14 protein-coding genes, 1 tRNA gene and 2 pseudogenes are annotated in these 16,744 nt (G+C 67.3%); 9 read left to right on the top strand and 8 right to left on the bottom strand.

Going from position 1 to position 16,744, the window contains the following annotated elements; all coding sequences use genetic code 11:
- Positions 1 to 325: 325 nt before the first annotated feature.
- Entirely contained in the window at positions 326 to 1,513 is a 1,188-nt protein-coding gene (locus BLT45_RS12450) for a matrixin family metalloprotease (RefSeq protein WP_093300409.1), read from the top strand.
- Between the two features lie 554 nt (positions 1,514 to 2,067).
- Here BLT45_RS12450 and BLT45_RS12445 read toward each other — a convergent pair.
- Together BLT45_RS12445 and BLT45_RS12440 are read right to left on the bottom strand one after the other, a co-directional pair.
- A complete protein-coding gene (locus BLT45_RS12445) occupies positions 2,068 to 2,778 on the bottom strand; it encodes an rRNA pseudouridine synthase (RefSeq protein ID WP_093302009.1) in 711 nt (236 codons plus the stop codon).
- 112 nt (positions 2,779 to 2,890) lie between these two features.
- A tRNA-Phe gene (locus tag BLT45_RS12440) sits at positions 2,891 to 2,966 on the bottom strand.
- Positions 2,967 to 3,144: 178 nt separating this feature from the next.
- Between BLT45_RS12440 and BLT45_RS12435 the strand changes: the two genes are divergently transcribed.
- A complete protein-coding gene (locus BLT45_RS12435) occupies positions 3,145 to 3,591 on the top strand; it encodes a DUF6491 family protein (protein WP_093300407.1) in 447 nt (148 codons plus the stop codon).
- 13 nt (positions 3,592 to 3,604) lie between these two features.
- Here BLT45_RS12435 and BLT45_RS12430 read toward each other — a convergent pair whose 3' ends face one another.
- From BLT45_RS12430 to ftsY, 3 genes and pseudogenes are all read right to left on the bottom strand, one after another.
- A complete protein-coding gene (locus BLT45_RS12430) occupies positions 3,605 to 3,874 on the bottom strand; it encodes an oxidative damage protection protein (protein WP_093300405.1) in 270 nt (89 codons plus the stop codon).
- A 3-nt stretch (positions 3,875 to 3,877) separates the two neighbouring features.
- Positions 3,878 to 4,951 carry an A/G-specific adenine glycosylase gene (gene mutY, locus BLT45_RS12425; RefSeq protein WP_254771879.1) on the bottom strand — a complete coding sequence of 358 codons (1,074 nt, stop codon included), beginning with the start codon at positions 4,949 to 4,951 and terminating at the stop codon, positions 3,878 to 3,880.
- A 93-nt stretch (positions 4,952 to 5,044) separates the two neighbouring features.
- A pseudogene (ftsY, locus tag BLT45_RS12420) lies at positions 5,045 to 6,049 on the bottom strand (signal recognition particle-docking protein FtsY); the annotation flags it as partial.
- A 255-nt stretch (positions 6,050 to 6,304) separates the two neighbouring features.
- On the opposite strand from ftsY, the gene BLT45_RS12415 reads away from it, so the two are divergent.
- Positions 6,305 to 6,601 (top strand): hypothetical protein, encoded by a 297-nt coding sequence (locus tag BLT45_RS12415; protein WP_093300399.1) that lies wholly within the window; start codon positions 6,305 to 6,307, stop codon positions 6,599 to 6,601.
- 131 nt (positions 6,602 to 6,732) lie between these two features.
- Here the strand turns inward: BLT45_RS12415 and htpG are convergent, their stop codons facing one another.
- Positions 6,733 to 8,631 (bottom strand): molecular chaperone HtpG, encoded by a 1,899-nt coding sequence (gene htpG / locus BLT45_RS12410; RefSeq protein ID WP_093300397.1) that lies wholly within the window; start codon positions 8,629 to 8,631, stop codon positions 6,733 to 6,735.
- Between the two features lie 175 nt (positions 8,632 to 8,806).
- On the opposite strand from htpG, the gene rsmD reads away from it, so the two are divergent.
- The 6 genes and pseudogenes from rsmD (at position 8,807) to BLT45_RS12380 (ending at position 13,467) form a co-directional block, all read left to right on the top strand.
- Entirely contained in the window at positions 8,807 to 9,424 is a 618-nt protein-coding gene (gene rsmD, locus BLT45_RS12405; RefSeq protein ID WP_093302006.1) for a 16S rRNA (guanine(966)-N(2))-methyltransferase RsmD, read from the top strand.
- Positions 9,421 to 9,927: a pantetheine-phosphate adenylyltransferase gene (coaD, locus tag BLT45_RS12400; protein ID WP_093300395.1), complete on the top strand. Its 507-nt coding sequence runs from the start codon at positions 9,421 to 9,423 to the stop codon at positions 9,925 to 9,927. The genes rsmD and coaD overlap by 4 nt, the downstream gene beginning before the upstream one ends.
- Positions 9,928 to 9,971: 44 nt before the next feature.
- A complete protein-coding gene (locus BLT45_RS12395) occupies positions 9,972 to 10,466 on the top strand; it encodes a hypothetical protein (RefSeq protein ID WP_093300392.1) in 495 nt (164 codons plus the stop codon).
- Between the two features lie 48 nt (positions 10,467 to 10,514).
- Positions 10,515 to 10,763 carry a YfhL family 4Fe-4S dicluster ferredoxin gene (locus tag BLT45_RS12390; RefSeq protein WP_093300390.1) on the top strand — a complete coding sequence of 83 codons (249 nt, stop codon included), beginning with the start codon at positions 10,515 to 10,517 and terminating at the stop codon, positions 10,761 to 10,763.
- Positions 10,764 to 10,898: 135 nt separating this feature from the next.
- A pseudogene (gene ggt, locus BLT45_RS12385) lies at positions 10,899 to 12,557 on the top strand (gamma-glutamyltransferase); the annotation flags it as partial.
- Positions 12,558 to 12,576: 19 nt separating this feature from the next.
- The gene (locus BLT45_RS12380) at positions 12,577 to 13,467 is read left to right on the top strand and encodes an MBL fold metallo-hydrolase (protein ID WP_093300386.1); all 891 of its coding nucleotides are present in this window, start codon (positions 12,577 to 12,579) and stop codon (positions 13,465 to 13,467) included.
- Between the two features lie 26 nt (positions 13,468 to 13,493).
- On the opposite strand, the gene upp is transcribed toward BLT45_RS12380, so the two are convergent.
- The gene (upp, locus tag BLT45_RS12375; RefSeq protein WP_093300383.1) at positions 13,494 to 14,126 is read right to left on the bottom strand and encodes a uracil phosphoribosyltransferase; all 633 of its coding nucleotides are present in this window, start codon (positions 14,124 to 14,126) and stop codon (positions 13,494 to 13,496) included.
- Positions 14,127 to 14,242: 116 nt separating this feature from the next.
- Positions 14,243 to 16,618 (bottom strand): TonB-dependent receptor plug domain-containing protein, encoded by a 2,376-nt coding sequence (locus BLT45_RS12370; RefSeq protein WP_093300380.1) that lies wholly within the window; start codon positions 16,616 to 16,618, stop codon positions 14,243 to 14,245.
- Between the last annotated feature and the right edge of the window lie 126 nt (positions 16,619 to 16,744).

Raw genomic sequence — 16,744 nt, 5'->3', positions numbered from 1 at the left:
ACAGAGCCGCTTACTCGGCCCTGGTTTCGAGTCAACGCGCGGCGAGTTGGTGAATCGGCCACCGTCCATCTGTACATGAGCTTTAGCGCCACTCCATGTCCCGCCCCCGTAAACACGCCTAAGCAGCATCGTCATTGTTAGCGCCACGCAACAGCGCCGCGTTTGGCGGCGGCCGCGCGCCCGCACTGGCAATTGGAGAGCCGACGTAGCTGACCTGTGCCCAATGCTCTCTTCGTCTGTCCATGCACGGGGCATTCGGCCTGGGTGTAGTTCCGGCTGCTCCGATCGTGCAGGGGGTGGATGCAGTGATTGAACTGGAGGCGTTATGTCACACAGTTTCAAGCTATCCGGAGTAGATATTGGTTTAGGAGGCAAGGGTCCTGATTTGCCGAGGGTACGGGGATTTCTAAGGAGGTTCGGATATTTCCCCGAGTCATCTTCGGGTGAGGAATTGGATGCGCCGACGGAGCTGGCGCTACGACGCTATCAAGAGTGGAATGCGCTTCCGGTGACAGGGAGATTGGATGCAGCAACAGCTGCTTTCATGGAACAGCCACGATGTGGCGTACCCGATCCGGGCAATGCCCTTGGTCTGTTGGCGGGCACACGGTGCGACTACTTCGCCAAGCGGAGAGTCATTACCTATTCGATCGTCAACGCGACGCCTGACCTCCCTGGAGATGTAGAGCGTGAGGCTTTGCGCAGGGCATTTGCGACCTGGCAATCATGGATTCCGATCGACTTCGTCGAGATCGGGAGCGACAGCCGCGCAGATCTCACAATCGGGTGGTTCCGCGGAAATCATGGCGATGGCGCGTCCTTCGACAACGTGGGCAACGTTCTCGCTCATGCGTTCTATCCTCCCCCGTGCGGCGGAGTCCATGCCGGGAAGTGCCACTTCGATGAAGACGAGCTGTGGGGTCTAAGCCATTCCGGGCTCGGTCGAGACCTGGAGACCGTGGCCCTGCATGAGATTGGACACCTCCTTGGTCTTGAGCACTCCAATGTGCCCGGGTCAGTGATGTTCCCAACCTACTCAGGAGAGCGCCGAGTACTTGCGGCTGACGATCTGGCGCGAATACAGGCCGTGTATGGAAAGCCTGGCCCGTCGTTGCGCTTGACGGCTCATCTTCAGGGGCATGGCGACATCAAGAGACGGGAGAACGAGTTTGCAGGAACGCGTTCCCAGTCGCGGCGACTGGAAGGCTTTCAGATCGGGTTGGCCACACCGGTCGATGGAGTTTCGTGCGAGTACATGGCGCACCTGCAGGGAACTGGAGATACCGCTTGGCTTCCGGAAGGTCAATTCGTCGGCACCCGAGGGCAGAGCCGGCGTTTGGAAGGATTTGCCGTGCGGCTCACTGGGCCACGCGCCGCGAACTTCAGCGTGCACTACATGGCGCATCTCGAGGGAACAGGCGATACCAGGCTTTTCTCGAATGGGCAGTTCTGTGGGACTCGAGGCCAGTCCAGACGCGCCGAAGGAATTCTCGTAAGAATTGAGCCCAACTAAGTTCGTGAAATGGGGGGAGCCGCATTCGGCGGCTCCCTTTTGGGCTTCTCGTGCAGAATCGTTCGGCGAGCAGCTCCAATGCCACCCGAACTGTGGTTCGTGCACTCCTGCCGATCCGCAGTCACCGGACGATCAACGCGCACCATCTCTTCTCGCGCAACGCTCCACACGGGTTGCGCCTGCGGGTTCTTCTCACACTAACGCCATCGCGCGCATGTTGCGGTCCAACACTGGACCTTCGAGATCCACCGTTGCCTCTTTTCCGGTGTCTCTTCTCACACTAAGGGCCAAAGTTGCCCCTTTTTGATGCGGCGCCGGATGTTTTTCGGTGTCTCGTCTCTCACTAAGGTCCGGCGTTGGATGTTTTTCGGTGTTTCTTCTCTCACTAAGGTCCAACGCTGACCCTTTTTCAGTGTTTCTTCTAACACTAACGGTCAACGTTGCCCCTTCTTGATGCAACGTCGGATGTTTTTCGGTGTCGCGACACTCATTTTCATCCGATGGCGCATCGCCGCGACAGGCGCAGGTCGCCGCGCGGGGCGGCAGGCGCGGTCTTAGAAGCGCACGCCCACCGGCAGATAACGCCACTGGCCGACCGGCACCTTCGCCAGTGCGACGCGGCCGATGCGGAGACGGCGGATCGATACCACTTCGAGCCCGCCTTCGCGGCAACGGTGGCGCAGCTCGCCGGGTTGCACGTTCTTGATCGCAAACCGCAGCCGCACCTCGTTCTGCCAGCTGACCTTGCACGGCGCCAGCCCGCGCCCCTGGTAGGTGGCCGCGTGGCCGATGCGGCTGAGCGTGTACGGCCCGCTTTCGCCGCGGACTTCCACCACGAACTCCTGCTCGATCTGCGCATAGTCCTCGGTCAGGCGGCGCCACACGCGGCCATCCTGGCTGAGCACCATCAGTCCGCTGGCCTCGGTATCCAGCGGCACCAGCGCCGTGAGGCGATGCAGGTGGCGTTTCAACGGGCGCACGCCGCTGTCGTCATCCGCCATGTGCGTGGCCGGCACCGCCAGTGCCGCGGCCTCCTGCCAGGCGATGCCTTCGGGCTTGTGCAGCAGCAGCGTGGCGGGCTCGGCCGCGCCGAGTTCGGCGGCCGGATCGATCTCCACCCGCTCGTCGGTGACGGGGTGCTGTGGCGCTTCGACCGTTTCGCCATCCACGGTGACCCAGCCGCCCTCGATGTACTGCTCGGCTTCGGCGCGCGAGCAGCCGGTCAGTTCGGCGACGCGCTTGGCAAGGCGGATGGGCTCGGGCATGGGACCGGAAGGCTCGGAAGGGGAGGCGGTCGCGCCGCGGCGTGCAGGCGCAGCGACGCCGGCGACGGATACGAAAAAGGCCTGCATCGCTGCAGGCCTTCCGGAATCGATATGGTGGCCCGGGGCGGATTCGAACCACCGACACGCGGATTTTCAATCCGCTGCTCTACCAACTGAGCTACCAGGCCAGGATCTGTCGCAGGCGGCGGAGCCGGTGCGAAGGCCGCAGATGATACGGATCGGCGCGGGGGAAGGCAAGCCGGACCCGGGCTGAACGCGTCGCGGGCGGCCGTGCGCCGCCAGTCCACCTCGGGCGCATCATCGGCGTTATCGAGGGCCCGCCCCCGGAACGACAGGAGTCCGACCATGAAACGCCTGATCCCCCTGGCCCTGCTGGCCGCCACCGTGCTGGCGGGTTGCGCCACCGGCAGGCTGAGCACCGCCGAAAGACTGGCCCTGTACCGCGACCACGCGGGCGAACCGGTCAAGGATTTCCGCTACCTCGGCCATCTCAACGGCTGGACGCCGATCGGCGATTCGGCGCTGGCCGTGTGGACGAAACCGAACGAGGCCTACCTGCTGGAGTTCGGCGGCCGCTGCCAGGACCTGGAGTCCGCGGCGGCGATCAGCATCACCCAGTTCGCCAACCGCGTGAACGCCCGCTTCGATGACGTCCTGCCGGTGGGGCCGGGCACCTCCAGCATCAAGATCCCGTGCCGCATCCAGACCATCCGCCCGCTGGACGTGAAGGCCCTGCGCGCCAGCGAGAAGGAACTGCGCGAAGCGTCCGCCGTCGAGCGCCAGAAGGACTGACGGCGCGCAGCGGTTACGGCGTGGGAACGTAGCCGACCGGCTTGTCCGCGCCGCCGCCGAACAGGAATTTCTCCAGTTCCGCCTCGAGGAAGGCGCGATGCTTCGGGTCGCGCGGCGACAGGCGGTTCTCGTTGATCAACATGGTCTGGTGCGCCAGCCATGCCGCCCACGCGGGTTTGCCCACGTTCGCGAAGATGCGCTTGCCCAGCTCGCCCGGGTAAGGCACGAAATCGAGGCCTTCCGTTTCGCGGTGTTCGTACTGGCAGAAGACGGTGCGGGCCATCGGTCAATTCCCTAGCAGTTTGCGGATCGGCGCCGGCAGGCCGAGCGAGGCGAGTTCGCCGCGCGCCACCCAGCGCAGCGCTTGCCCCGTACCTGATCCGGGGCCGTCATTGTCGCGCACCGCGTCGCGCAGGGCGACCTTGCGCAGGCGCAGCGGTTGCAGGTGCAGCCGGTAGTGGCTGAAGGTGTGCACGACCAGCGGCAGTGCTTCCGCCGCCTCGTAGTCGCCCTTCATCTCGCGCGCGAACCAGTCGCGCATGCCCGCGTCCGTATCCGCCTGCGGCAGCGTCCACAGCGAGGCCCAGATGCCGGTTTCGGGACGCCGCTGCAGCAGGATGTCGCCGGCGGGATTCTCCAGCCACAACGCGGTGGCTTCGCGCTCGGGCAGCTGTTTCGACGGCTTCGGTGTCGGCAGCGCGCCGGTCAGGCCTTCGCGGCGCGCCACGCAGTGGTCCTGCAGCGGGCACACGGCGCAGGCCGGCTTCGCCCGCGTGCACAGGGTGGCGCCGAAATCCATCTGCGCCTGGGTGTAGTCGGCCAGGCGGCCGTCCGGCACATGGCGCAGGTGTTCTTCGGCCAGCGCCCAGAGCGACTTCTCCACCGCCGGCAAGCCAGGCCAGCCGGCGATGCCGTGGAAACGGGCGAGCACGCGCTTGACGTTGCCGTCGAGGATCGCAAAGCGATCGTTCCACGCCTGCGCCAGGATCGCGCCGGCGGTGCTGCGGCCGATGCCGGGCAGCGCGTGCAGGGCCTCGATGTCGCGCGGCAGGTCGCCGCCGTGGTCGCGCACGCAGGCCTTCGCCGCCGCATGCAGGTTGCGCGCACGGGCGTAGTAGCCCAGCCCGGCCCAATGCGCCATCACGTCGTCGGTCGAGGCCGCGGCGAGAGCGGGCAGGGTGGGGAAGCGGTCGATGAAGCGCAGGAAGTACGGGACGACCGTCGCCACCTGCGTCTGCTGCAGCATGATCTCCGACAGCCACACGCGGTACGGCGTGCGCGGATGCTGCCAGGGCAGGTCGTGGCGGCCGTGCCGGTCGAACCATGCCAGCAGGCGTTGGGCGAAGGAGGCAGCGCTCACGCGCGGCAACCTGTGGGAACGATGTCAGTCGCGATCGGGTACCGCGATGTCGTCATCGCGACGGACGTCGCTCCCGCACGAAGCAGCTCGAGGTCAGTCGCCACCCAGCGCTTCCGGCAGTAGCGCATCCACGAACGATTCCGCATCGAACACGCGCAGGTCCTCCACGCGCTCGCCGATGCCGGCGTAGCGGATCGGGATGCCGAACTCGCGCGCCAGCGCGAACACCACGCCGCCCTTGGCGGTGCCGTCGAGCTTGGTGACCACCAGGCCGGTGACGCCGACGGCCGCGTGGAACTGGCGCAGCTGCGAAAGCGCGTTCTGCCCGGTGGTGCCGTCGATGACCATCAGCACCTCGTGGGGTGCGGTCTCGTCGATCTTGCCGAGCACGCGGCGGATCTTGCCTAGCTCGTTCATCAGGCCGGTCTGCGTGTGCAGGCGGCCGGCGGTGTCGGCGATCAGCACGTCGAAGCCGCGCGACTTGGCCGACTGCAGCGCGTCGAACGCGACCGACGCCGCATCCGCATCCTGGCCCTGCGCGACCACGGGCACGCCGTTGCGCTCGCCCCAGGTCTGCAGCTGCGCCACGGCGGCGGCGCGGAAGGTGTCGCCGGCGGCCAGCATCAGGCTGTGGCCGTCCTGCTTGAAGCGGCGCGCGAGCTTGCCGATCGTGGTCGTCTTGCCGACGCCGTTGACCCCGACCGTCAGCACGACGAAAGGCTTGCGCGAGGCATCGATCACCAGCGGCTTCGCCACCGGCGTGATCAGCGCGATCAGGTCCGCGCGCAGCGCCTTCAGCAGCGCCTGCGCATCGGCGAACTCGCGCTCCTTCATCCGCTTGCGCAGGTCTTCGATGATGGCGGTGGTCGCCGGCACGCCGACGTCGGCGGTCAGCAGTGCGGTCTCGATCTCGTCGAGCAGGTCGTCGTCCAGGCGCGGGTTGCGCGTGAACAGGCCGGCCAGGCCCAGCGCGGCGCTGGTGCGGCGCAGGCGGTCGCGCCAGCCGGACTTGCCGGCCGGCGCGGCGGGCAGGGCGTCGGGTTCGGCGACAGCGGCCTCGGGCACGGCCGCCGCGGGTGGTGCGACGGCCGCCTGCGCCAGACCATCGGTGTCTGCCGGCGCTTCGCCGGGCGCGCGCGGGAACGCGGCGGCGAGGTCTTCGGTGCTGGGACGGGACGGGGCGGCGTCCGGGCCGTCCTGGGGCTTCTTGCGGCGGAAAAAACCGATCATTTCAGGGGGAATCTCGAAGAGGGCGACATGCTACCACCCGGCCGTCGGCGGGCCGTGGACGCGGGGCTAAAGTGGGGCCGGACCCGGCCGATATCGAGGCTGGAAACCCTGCGGAGCGCTCGCATGACCCCCATCGCCGGCATCGCCACCTCGGGCCTGCGCGCCGCCTCGCTCGGCATGCAGGCCGCGGCGCACAACATCGCCAATCTCGCCACGCCGGATGCGGCGCGACAGGGCGTGGCGCTTTCGGCCGAGGCCGGCGGCGTGTCCGCGCGCGTGGTCGAGGCGCCTGCCGATCCCGCCGCCCCGCTCGAAGACGTGGCCGCGATGCTGACGTACAAGGCGATGGCCGGCGCGAACCTGTTCGTGCTGAAAGTGGCCGACCAGACGCTGGGCAGCCTGCTCGACGTCAGGGCGTAGCGCATGCGGTAACCCACGTAGCCCGGGTAGAGCGCAGCGAAACCCGGGGCTGTCTGCGGGGAATCTCTGCGCGACGCGATCGCGTGACCCCTCTCCCCGTTGCACAGGGAGAGGGCAGCAGCAGGCGTCGCTTACGCCGACAGCTCCAGCAGCAGCGCATTGAGGCGCTTCACGTAACCGGCCGGGTCCTTGAGGCTCTCGCCCGCGGCCAGCGCGGCCTGGTCGAACAGCACGCGGGTGAGGCTGGCGAAGCGGTTCGCATCGGTCTCGGCGTCCAGTCGCACGATCAGCGGATGCCCGGGGTTGAACTCGAACACCGGCTTGCTCTCCGGCACCTGCTGACCGCTGGCTTCCAGCAGCTGGCGCATCTGCACGCCCAGGTCGCCCTGGCCCATGGCGAGGATCGCGGGCGAATCTGTCAGGCGGTGGGAAACGCGCACGTCGGCCACGTCCAGGCCGAGCACGGTCTTCAGGCGGCCGGCGAGGGCCTCCTTCGCCTTCGCGGTTTCCTCCTGCGCCTTCTTCTCGTCCTCGCTGTCCAGCGCGCCGAGGTCCAGGTCGCCGCGGGCCACGTCCACGAAGGAGCGGCCGTCGAACTCGGTCAGGTAGCCCATCATCCATTCGTCCATGCGGTCGGTGAGCAGCAGCACTTCGATGCCCTTCTTGCGGAAGATCTCCAGGTGCGGACTGTCCTTGATCTGCGCGTGCGAGTCGCCGGTGAGGTAGTAGAGCTTGTCCTGGCCCTCCTGCAGGCGGCCCACGTAGTCGGCCAGCGACACGGAGGGTTCGCCCGACGCATCGTGGGTGGACGCGAAGCGCAGCAGGCCGGCCACCTTCTCGCGATTGCCGTAATCCTCGGCCGGGCCTTCCTTCAGCACCTGGCCGAAGTTCGTCCAGAACGCCTTGTAGTCCTCCGGCTTGTCCTTCGCCAGTTTCTCCAGCATGTCGAGCGCGCGCTTGGTCAGCGCCGCGCGCATCGAATCCACCACGGGCCCCGACTGCAGGATCTCGCGCGAGACATTGAGCGAGAGATCCGACGAATCCACCACGCCGCGCAGGAAGCGCAGGTACAGCGGCAGGAACTGCTCGGCCTGGTCCATGATGAAGACGCGCTGCACGTACAGCTTCAGGCCCTTGGCGCCGTCGCGGTGGTACAGGTCGAACGGCGCGCGGGCCGGCACGTACAGCAGCGAGGTGTACTCCAGCTTGCCTTCGACCTTGTTGTGGCTCCACGCCACCGGGTCGGTGAAGTCGTGGGCGATGTGCTTGTAGAACTCGGTGTACTCCTCGTCGGCGATCTCGGCCCTGGCGCGCGTCCACAACGCGCTGGCCTTGTTCACGGCTTCCCACTCCGCGGTCGCCGGCGCGTCTTCGCCGTGATGCTCCTTCGGCATCTCGATCGGCAGGCCGACGTGGTCGGAGTACTTCTTGATGATGCCGCGCAGCTTCCAGCCGTCGGCGAAACCTTCCTCGCCGTCCTTCAGGTGCAGCACGATGCGGGTGCCGCGCTCCGGCTTGTCGATCGTGGCCACCTCGAAATCGCCTTCGCCGGCGCTGGACCAGTGCACGCCCTCGCTGGCGGGCAGGCCGGCGCGACGGCTGAACACGTCCACGCGGTCGGCGACGATGAAGGCGCTGTAGAAACCCACGCCGAACTGGCCGATCAGGTTCGCGTCCTTCTTCTGGTCGCCGCTCAGGGCGCGCAGGAACTCGCCGGTGCCGGATTTCGCGATCGTGCCGAGGTGGGCGATCGCGTCCTCGCGGCTCATGCCGATGCCATTGTCGTCGATGGTGAGGGTGCGTGCGTCGGCATCGAAGCCGATGCGGATCCGCGGCGTGGGGTCGTCCTCGAGCAGCCCGGGCTCCTTCAACGCTTCGAAGCGCAGCTTGTCGGCGGCATCGGCGGCGTTGGAGACCAGCTCGCGCAGGAAGATCTCCTTGTTCGAATAGAGCGAATGGATCATCAGCTGGAGCAGCTGCTTCACCTCGGTCTGGAAACCCAGGGTTTCCTTGCGCGTCTCAACGGTCATCGCGGTCGTGCTCCATGGCATGGGTCTGGGCCGCCGATGCGGCCGATGGGTCCGGTGTATGGGTTCCGAGGGGGTTTTCAACCCGCGCCGGCCGGTGGACGGCGTGCGGCGGCTATCATCTGCAGCCATTCGCACGATGCCGCCGATGCCCCGGAAACCGCCGCCGCCGCGCCAGATGTCTACCGCCAGCGCGCCGCGCGGCGCCGGCCAGGTGCGGATCATCGGTGGACGCTGGCGGGGTACGAAACTGGCCGTGCCGGATCGCCCGGGCCTGCGACCCAGCAGCGACCGCGTGCGCGAGACGGTCTTCAACTGGCTGATGCCGGCGCTGCCCGGCGCGCGCGTGCTGGACCTGTTCGCGGGTACCGGCGCGCTGGGGCTGGAAGCCCTGTCGCGGGGCGCCGCGCACGCCACGCTGGTGGAGCGCGATCCCGGCCTGGCAGTCGCGCTGCGCGACGTGTCCGGCCGCCTGGACGCCGCGGCCACGGTGATCGCGCAGGACGCGCTGACGTGGCTCGCGGGCCAGGACGCCCGCTTCGATCTGGTGTTCCTCGATCCGCCGTTCGCCGAGGGGCTGTGGGAACGCGCGCTGGCGGCGCTGGTGCCCCGTCTGGCCGCGGACGCCTGGGTCTATGTCGAAGCGCCGGCGGGCACGGTGCCGGCGGTGCCGCCGGAGTGGGCCCTGCACCGCGAGGGCCAGACCCGCGACGTGCGCTACGCCCTCTATCGCACCCCCGGGGCGCAGGCCGCTGGTACACTGCGCCCCGACGATTCGCCGGCGACGACTGCATGACTGTGGCACGCACCCGGACGGCCGTGTATCCCGGCACGTTCGACCCGATCACCAACGGCCATATCGACCTGATCGATCGGGCCGCGCCGCTGTTCGAGCGCGTGATCATCGGCGTGGCCGAGAGCCCCGGCAAGGGTCCGGCGCTGCCGCTGGCGCAGCGCGTGGAACTGGCGCGCGACGCGGTGGCCAAGCACCCGCACGTGGAAGTGCGCGGCTTCGACGGCCTGCTGGCCCACTTCGTGAAAGAGGTGGGCGGCGGCGTGCTGTTGCGCGGCCTGCGCGCCGTGTCCGACTTCGAGTACGAATTCCAGCTGGCCAGCATGAACCGCCACCTGATTCCCGAGGTGGAAACGCTGTTCCTGACGCCGGCCGAGCAATACGGCTTCATCTCATCGTCGCTGGTGCGCGAGATCGCGCGCCTGGGCGGGGACGTGTCCGGTTTCGTGCCGCCGGCCGTGGTCGCCGCGCTCAAGGCACAATGGCAGACCGAGAAGGGCGCCTGAGCGCCCGCATTCCGACAACAGATCCAACAGGAGGGGGAAGACCCATGAAGAACATCGCAACCCGCGTGCTGCTGACCGCCTGCCTCTTGCTGCCGTTCGCGGCGTGCAAGAAGCAGGATGAAGCCCCGGCCGAGCCGGCCGAAGTCGCCCTGGTCGCGCCGACCACGAGCGAAGACGGCCCGTGGAAGGAATACCTGAGCAAGGTCGTCGACGCCAACATGGGCACGATCACCAACACGCCGTACGTGTACTACCTGCCGGCCGACACCGATCCGGAGTTCGAGGCCAAGTACGGCCGCCAGCTGGAGCAGGCCAAGGGCGCCGTGGCACGCGGCGTGACCAGCGGCAACCTGATCGCGTTCGGTTCGCCGTCCAGCGTCAAGATCGCCGACCTGGCCGTGGCCGCGTTCGAAGGCGTGCAGGCCGATACCTTCAAGGGCGTGCGCATCCTGTTCATCGGCAAGGCCGAGGACAGCGAGCGCGTGAAGGCCGCGGTGGCCCCGAGCGGTGCCGAATACGTATTCGTCGAAGCCAAGTAATTTCCCAAGTCCCTCCTCCGGTCAAGCCGGAGGAGGGCACGGGGTTCCATGTCCCTCAAGATCAACGAACTCTGCGTCAACTGCGATGTCTGCGAGCCGGCCTGTCCCAACCAGGCCATCTCGATGGGCGAGACGATCTACGTGATCGATCCGGCGCGCTGCACCGAATGCGTCGGCCATCATGACGAACCGCAATGTGTCGTCGTGTGCCCCGTCGAGTGCATCGATCCCGATCCGGCGTATCCTGAGACCCACGAAGACTTGCTGGCGAAGATGCTCCGGCTACAGGCCGGCTGAGCATCGGCTGCGCGCCATCGCTTCGTGCCGGTTTTCGCACCAGGAGTGATCGTGATCCAGCGCCGTCTTGTCGCCTTGCTGTTCGTCTTCGCCTTCGTACCCGCCGCGTGGGCGGCCGATGCCCCCCGTGCTCCTTCCGCGCACCCGCCGGGTGTCGCCATCGCCAGCGCGCATGCGCTCGCCACGCAGGCGGGCCTGGACGTCATCGCGCAGGGCGGCAACGCCTTCGATGCGGCGGTCGCCGTGTCGTCGACGCTGTCGGTGGTGGAGCCGATCAGCTCCGGCCTGGGCGGCGGCGGGTTCTTCCTGCTGCACGACGGCAAGACCGGCAAGGACGTCTTCATCGATGCGCGCGAGACCGCGCCGGCGGCGTCCACGCCCGACAAATACCTGTTGCCGAACGGCGACTTCAATCGTGATCGTGCCGAGAACGGTCCCTGGGCAGCCGGCATTCCCGGGCTGCCTGCGGCGTTCGTCCACCTGGCGGAGAAGTACGGCAAGCTGCCGTTGAAGATCTCGCTGGCACCGGCGATCCGTACCGCGCGCGAAGGCTTTCCGGTCTATGCGCGGATGGCGCGCGGTTACCAGGCGCGCCGCGAGGTGATGGAGCGCTACGCGGGCACGCGTGCGGTATTCCTGGCGAACGGCCAGCCGATCAAGGAAGGCGACCTCTTCAGGCAGCCCGACCTGGCGCGCACGCTGGAGCGCCTGGCGACCCAGGGTTTCGACGGGTTCTATCGCGGGGAAACCGCGAAGCTGCTGCTGGCCGGCGTGAAGGCCGAGGGGGGGCAGTGGACCGCGAAGGAACTGGCCGGCTACACCGTGCGCGAGCGCGAACCGCTGACGTTCGAATACAACGACTGGAAAGTGACCACCGCGCCGCCGCCGTCGTCCGGTGGCGTGGCGCTGACGCAGATGCTGCAGATCCTCGACGCGTACGACCTGTCGAAACTGGACGAAGCGCAGCGCACGCACCTGATCGTGGAAGCGATGCGTCGCGCGTTCCGCGACCGCACCTTCTACCTGGGCGATCCGGACTTCGTCGACATCCCGATGAAGACGCTGACCAGCCCGTACTACGCGGCCGGCCTGCGCGCGACGATCAATCCGCAGAAGGCGACGCCCAGCGACCAGCTGTCCGGGCAGCAGACGCCGCTGGAGGACGAGGAAACCACGCACTTCTCCATCATCGACGCGGAAGGCAACCGCGTCGCCGGCACGCAGACCGTCAACCTGCTGTTCGGTTCGGGCCTGGTGCCGCCGGGTACGGGCGTGCTGCTGAACAACGAGATGGACGATTTCGCGCTCAAGCCGGGCACGCCGAACGCCTTCGGCGTGATGGGCTACGACGCCAACGCACCGAAGCCCGGCAAGCGCATGCTGAGCTCGATGACGCCGACCTTCATGGAGTCGCCCGACAAGGTCGCCGTGCTGGGCACGCCGGGCGGCAGCCGCATCATCACCATGGTGCTGCTGGGCATCCTGGGGTACGACGCCGGCCTGCTACCGCAGCAGGTCGCGGCGCTGCCGCGCTTCCACCACCAGTGGATGCCGGACCTGATCGAGATGGAGACCGACGCGTTGACCCCGGCCACGCAGCAGACGCTGGAGGCCATGGGCCACCGCTTCAAGGTGCCCGGCAACAGCGCGCAGGGCGGCCGCGGTTCCAGCCACGTCTGGGGCAACCTGCAGACGGTGGAGTGGGACAAGACCACCAACACGCTGCTGGGCGGCAGCGATCCGCGCAATCCGGTCGGCGCGGCCAAGGTCGTCGAGTCGGCCCCGTCGCGCTGAGAGGCGTAGAATCGGGGCCATGAAACTCTGGTCGCTGCTGGGCAACTCCCAGAAACTCGATGGCGGCGCGATGTTCGGCAACGCGCCGCGCGCCATGTGGGAGAAGTGGTCGCCGCCCGATGCGGAGAACCGCATCGAGCTGGCGTGCCGCGCGCTGCTGGTGCAGTCGCTCAACGGCAAGACCGTGCTGTTCGAAACCGGCATCGGCGCCTTCTTCGAACCGAAGATGCGCGCACGCTTCGGCGTGCAGGAAGACCGCCACGTCCTGCTCGATTCGCTGCGCGAGGCCGGCTTCTCCCACGAGGACATCGACGTGGTGGTGCTCAGCCACCTCCACTTCGACCATGCCGGCGGCCTGCTCGCGCCGTGGCAGGAAGGACGCGCGCCGGAGCTGCTGTTCCCCAACGCCACCTTCGTCGTCGGCGCCGACCACTGGCAGCGCGCGCTGAAGCCGCATCCGCGCGATCGCGCCAGCTTCATTCCGGAACTGCAGCCGTTGCTGGAAGCCAGCGGACGGCTGGAACGGGTGTCCGGCGAGTATTCAGAGGCGCTGGCCGACACCGTGCGTTTCAGCTTCAGCGATGGCCACACGCCGGGCCTGATGCTGGCCGAGGTGCTGGGCGCGGAAGGCCCCGACGGGCAACCGCATGGTGGCGTGGTGTTCTGCGCCGACCTGATCCCCGGCCGTTCCTGGGTGCACGTGCCCATCACCATGGGCTACGACCGCAACGCCGAACTGCTGATCGACGAGAAGCGCGCCTTCCTGGAAGACAAGCTGGCGCGCAATGTCCATCTGTTCTTCACCCACGACCCGGGCTGTGCGCTGGCGCAGGTGACCCGCGACGAGAAGGGCAAGTTCGGCGTCGCCCACGAGGTCGCCGAACTGCACGCCCGCCCGCTGGCGGCGTAGAGCGGAGCTTGCTCCGCTGCTCCTGCTCAGCCGATTCGCGTGCCGAAGATGCGGTCGCCGGCGTCGCCCAGGCCGGGCAGGATGTAGCCCTTGTCGTTGAGGCGCTCGTCGATGGCGGCGGTATAGACCTCGACATCCGGATGCGCCGCTTCCAGCGCCTTCAGGCCCTCGGGCGCGGCGACCAGGAAGATGCCCTTGATCCGCTTCGCGCCGGCGCGCTTGAGCATGTCGATGGTGGCGATCAGGGTGCCGCCGGTGGCCAGCATCGGATCCAGGATCAGCGCGTCGCGCTCCTCCAGCCGACCGGTCAGTTTTTCGAAGTAGGGCACCGGCTGCAGGGTTTCCTCGTCGCGCTGCAGGCCCACCACGCTGACGCGTGCGGTGGGGATCAGCGCCAGCACGCCCGGCAGCATGCCCAGGCCGGCGCGCAGGATCGGCACCAGGGTGATCTTGGCGCCGGCGATCTTCTTCACCGTCACCGCACCGGCCCAGCCGGCCATCGTTTCGTCGCCCAGTTCCAGGTCGGCGGTGGCCTCGTAGGCCAGCAGCGTGCCCAACTCGGTCACCAGCTCGCGGAAATCCTTGGTGTTGAGGCTGGCGTTACGCAGCAGGCCGATCTTGTGCTGCACGAGGGGATGGCGGACTTCGACGGTTTTCATGGCGGGGCGGGGTGCGGCGGCGGGAGATGCAGGAAGTCTGCATCAAATGCCGTGGCCCCACAAAGCAGGAAGCCGGCATGCGCCGGCTTCCTGTCTGCTGCATGTGGCCTGGACGATCAGAACGCCCAGCGCATGACCACCTGGTAGCTCGGGCCGGCTTCTTCCGATTCCAGCTCGTACTCGTCGTAGTCGCGGTCGATCTGGTCCTGCAGCGTGTTGAACTTGTCGAAGAACTCGTCCTTGCTCGCATCCAGCAGGTTGTTGGCGCTCAGGCGCACCGACACGCTCTTGCCGAAACGCTTCTCGACGAACACGTCCAGCTCGCCGCCGTAACGGATGACGACTTCCTCGCCGAGCACGCGCGTGTACGCATCGCCCTGCTTGCGGTAGGTCGCGCCGAAGCTGGCGCCCAGCGCCGGCAGGTCGTGGATGAAGCCGATGTTGTAGACGGACTTGGCCTGGTCGTTGAAGCGACGCTCGCCCAGGAAGTCGTCCACCTTGGACTTCACCCACGAGTAGTTGGCGAAGATGCCGGTGTTCTCGAGGCCGATCGCCGACAGCGGGGTGGACACGTCGAACTCGAAACCGTAGACCTTGCCGTCGCCGACGTTGGAGGAGGTGTAGAGCCAGCTCGAAGCCGGTTCCTGCGCCATCGCATCGGCCAGGTCGACGGCGTCACCGTCCTCGATCATCTCTTCCCACGTGTCCTGCATCTCCTCGCTGGGCTCGCCGGTGTTGACGATCTCGATGAGGTCCTTGACGTCGCGGTAGAAGAAATTCAGGCCGACCACGCCCTTGCGGCCGAGGCGGTGTTCGAAACCGAGGTCGAGGCCGTTGGCGGTTTCCGGTTCCAGGTCCGGGTTGCCGATGTAGTCGTTGTCGCCGAATTCGCCGTCCAGCAGGGCGGGCAGCAGCTCGTTGAAATTCGGGCGCTTGACGGTCTTCGCCAGCGACAGGCTGACGCGGTCCGCATCGCCCAGGCTCCAGCGCAGGTTCACGGACGGCAGCAGTTCGTTGTAATCCTTGCTGACGCGGCCTTCGCTCTCTTCGTCTTCCAGGTACTCGACATCGGACTTGGTGGTCTCGTAGCGCAGGCCGGCTTCCCACGAGAACGCCTCGCCCTTGCCGCTGAGCATGATGTACGGGTCGAGGCGCTTCTCTTCGATCACCGAGGCGACGCTGCCGTCCAGGTCGTAGTCCGCCAGGGAGGCCGGGGTCTGGTCTTCGTCGTCGGCTTCCCACTCGTAGCTGACGACCAGGCCTTCGCGCTTCTTCCTGCGGTAGTCCACGCCGAACTCCAGCTCGGCGCCGCCCACCGGGCGGACGTGGCTGACGGTGAAGCCGGTTTCGGCGTCCTTGGCGAAGACCGACTCGGCGCCGTAGGCGGTCTCGTCCCACTCGGCGTCGGCCGGGATGCTCCAGGTGTCGTCCCAGTTCTCGGCGCCGCTGACGTAGACGTGCTCGCCTTCGGTGGTGGCCTGCGAATTCTCGAAGCGCGCGTAGTCGAGGCTCACGGCGGTGGTGCCGCCGGCCATGTCGAACTTGTACTCGGCGCCCACGCCGTAGTTCTTCTGGTCGTACGGATCCAGGCCCGGCACGCGGATGTTGATGGTCTCGTCGTCGTCCAGTTCCTCTTCGAACGACACCTCGGTGACGTCGCGATCGGTCTTGACGTAGAAGCCGTCGATGCTGAAGCGGCCGTTCTCGCCGACGTCGGCGGTGTAGGACAGGTTGGCCGAGTAATCGCGGCCGTCCTTCACCTCGGTCTGGTCTTCCCAGCTGACCTTCTCTTCGCGCGTGTTGTCGGTGAAGCGGTCCGAACGCTTGGTCTTGGCGCGGTAGCGGTCCTGCACGTTGACGCCGGCCAGCAGGCGCCCGCCAAGGGCCTCGAACGAGGTGACGGCGCCGAAGGTCGGGTTGACCTCGCCATCGTCCCAGCGGTTCACGCCGACGCGGATGTAGCTGCCGGTGAATTCATAGGCATCGCGCAACACGATGTTGATCGCGCCGGCCATCGCGTCGCCGCTGCGGTTGGCGCTGGCGCTGCGCTTGATCTCGATGTGGTCGACCATCTCCGCCGGGATGCGGTCCACGTAGAACGAACGGTCGTCGCCGGCGCCCGGTACCTTCTTGCCGTTGATCAGCACCTGCGTGTAACCGCCGCCCAGGCCGCGCAGCTGCACGCCGTCGTACTCCATGATGTCCGAACCGACGAAGCCGGCACCGGGCACGCGCTTCAGCATGTCGCCCACGGTGTTCGGCTCGAAGCGCTGGAAGTACTCCAGGTCGTAGACCAGGGTGGGCGCGATGTCGTCGGTGCGGTCGCGGTAGGTGATCTCCGGCTGCACCACCACTGTGTCCAGCTGCTTGGGATCGCCGGCGGTGCCGGCGTCCGGCGCCTGGTTCTGGGCGGTGGCGGCGAAGCTGGCCGGAAGCAGGGCAGCGCAGAACAGCGCCTGCGCGAGCGAGGCGGCCAAGGCATTGCGTTTCATCGTGTGTCGTCCCCGTGACGAAAGTAAACGGCACTTTGTAAGCACGTCACGTGGCGGAAACATGACAGGCAGGTTCCCGTGCGGTGACAGGTATCCGCGTGCAGTGCGCTGACACGAAAATGTCAT

Source organism: Pseudoxanthomonas sp. CF385, assembly GCF_900104255.1.
Lineage (GTDB): Bacteria > Pseudomonadota > Gammaproteobacteria > Xanthomonadales > Xanthomonadaceae > Pseudoxanthomonas_A.
This window is presented reverse-complemented; position numbering and strand designations above follow the sequence as displayed.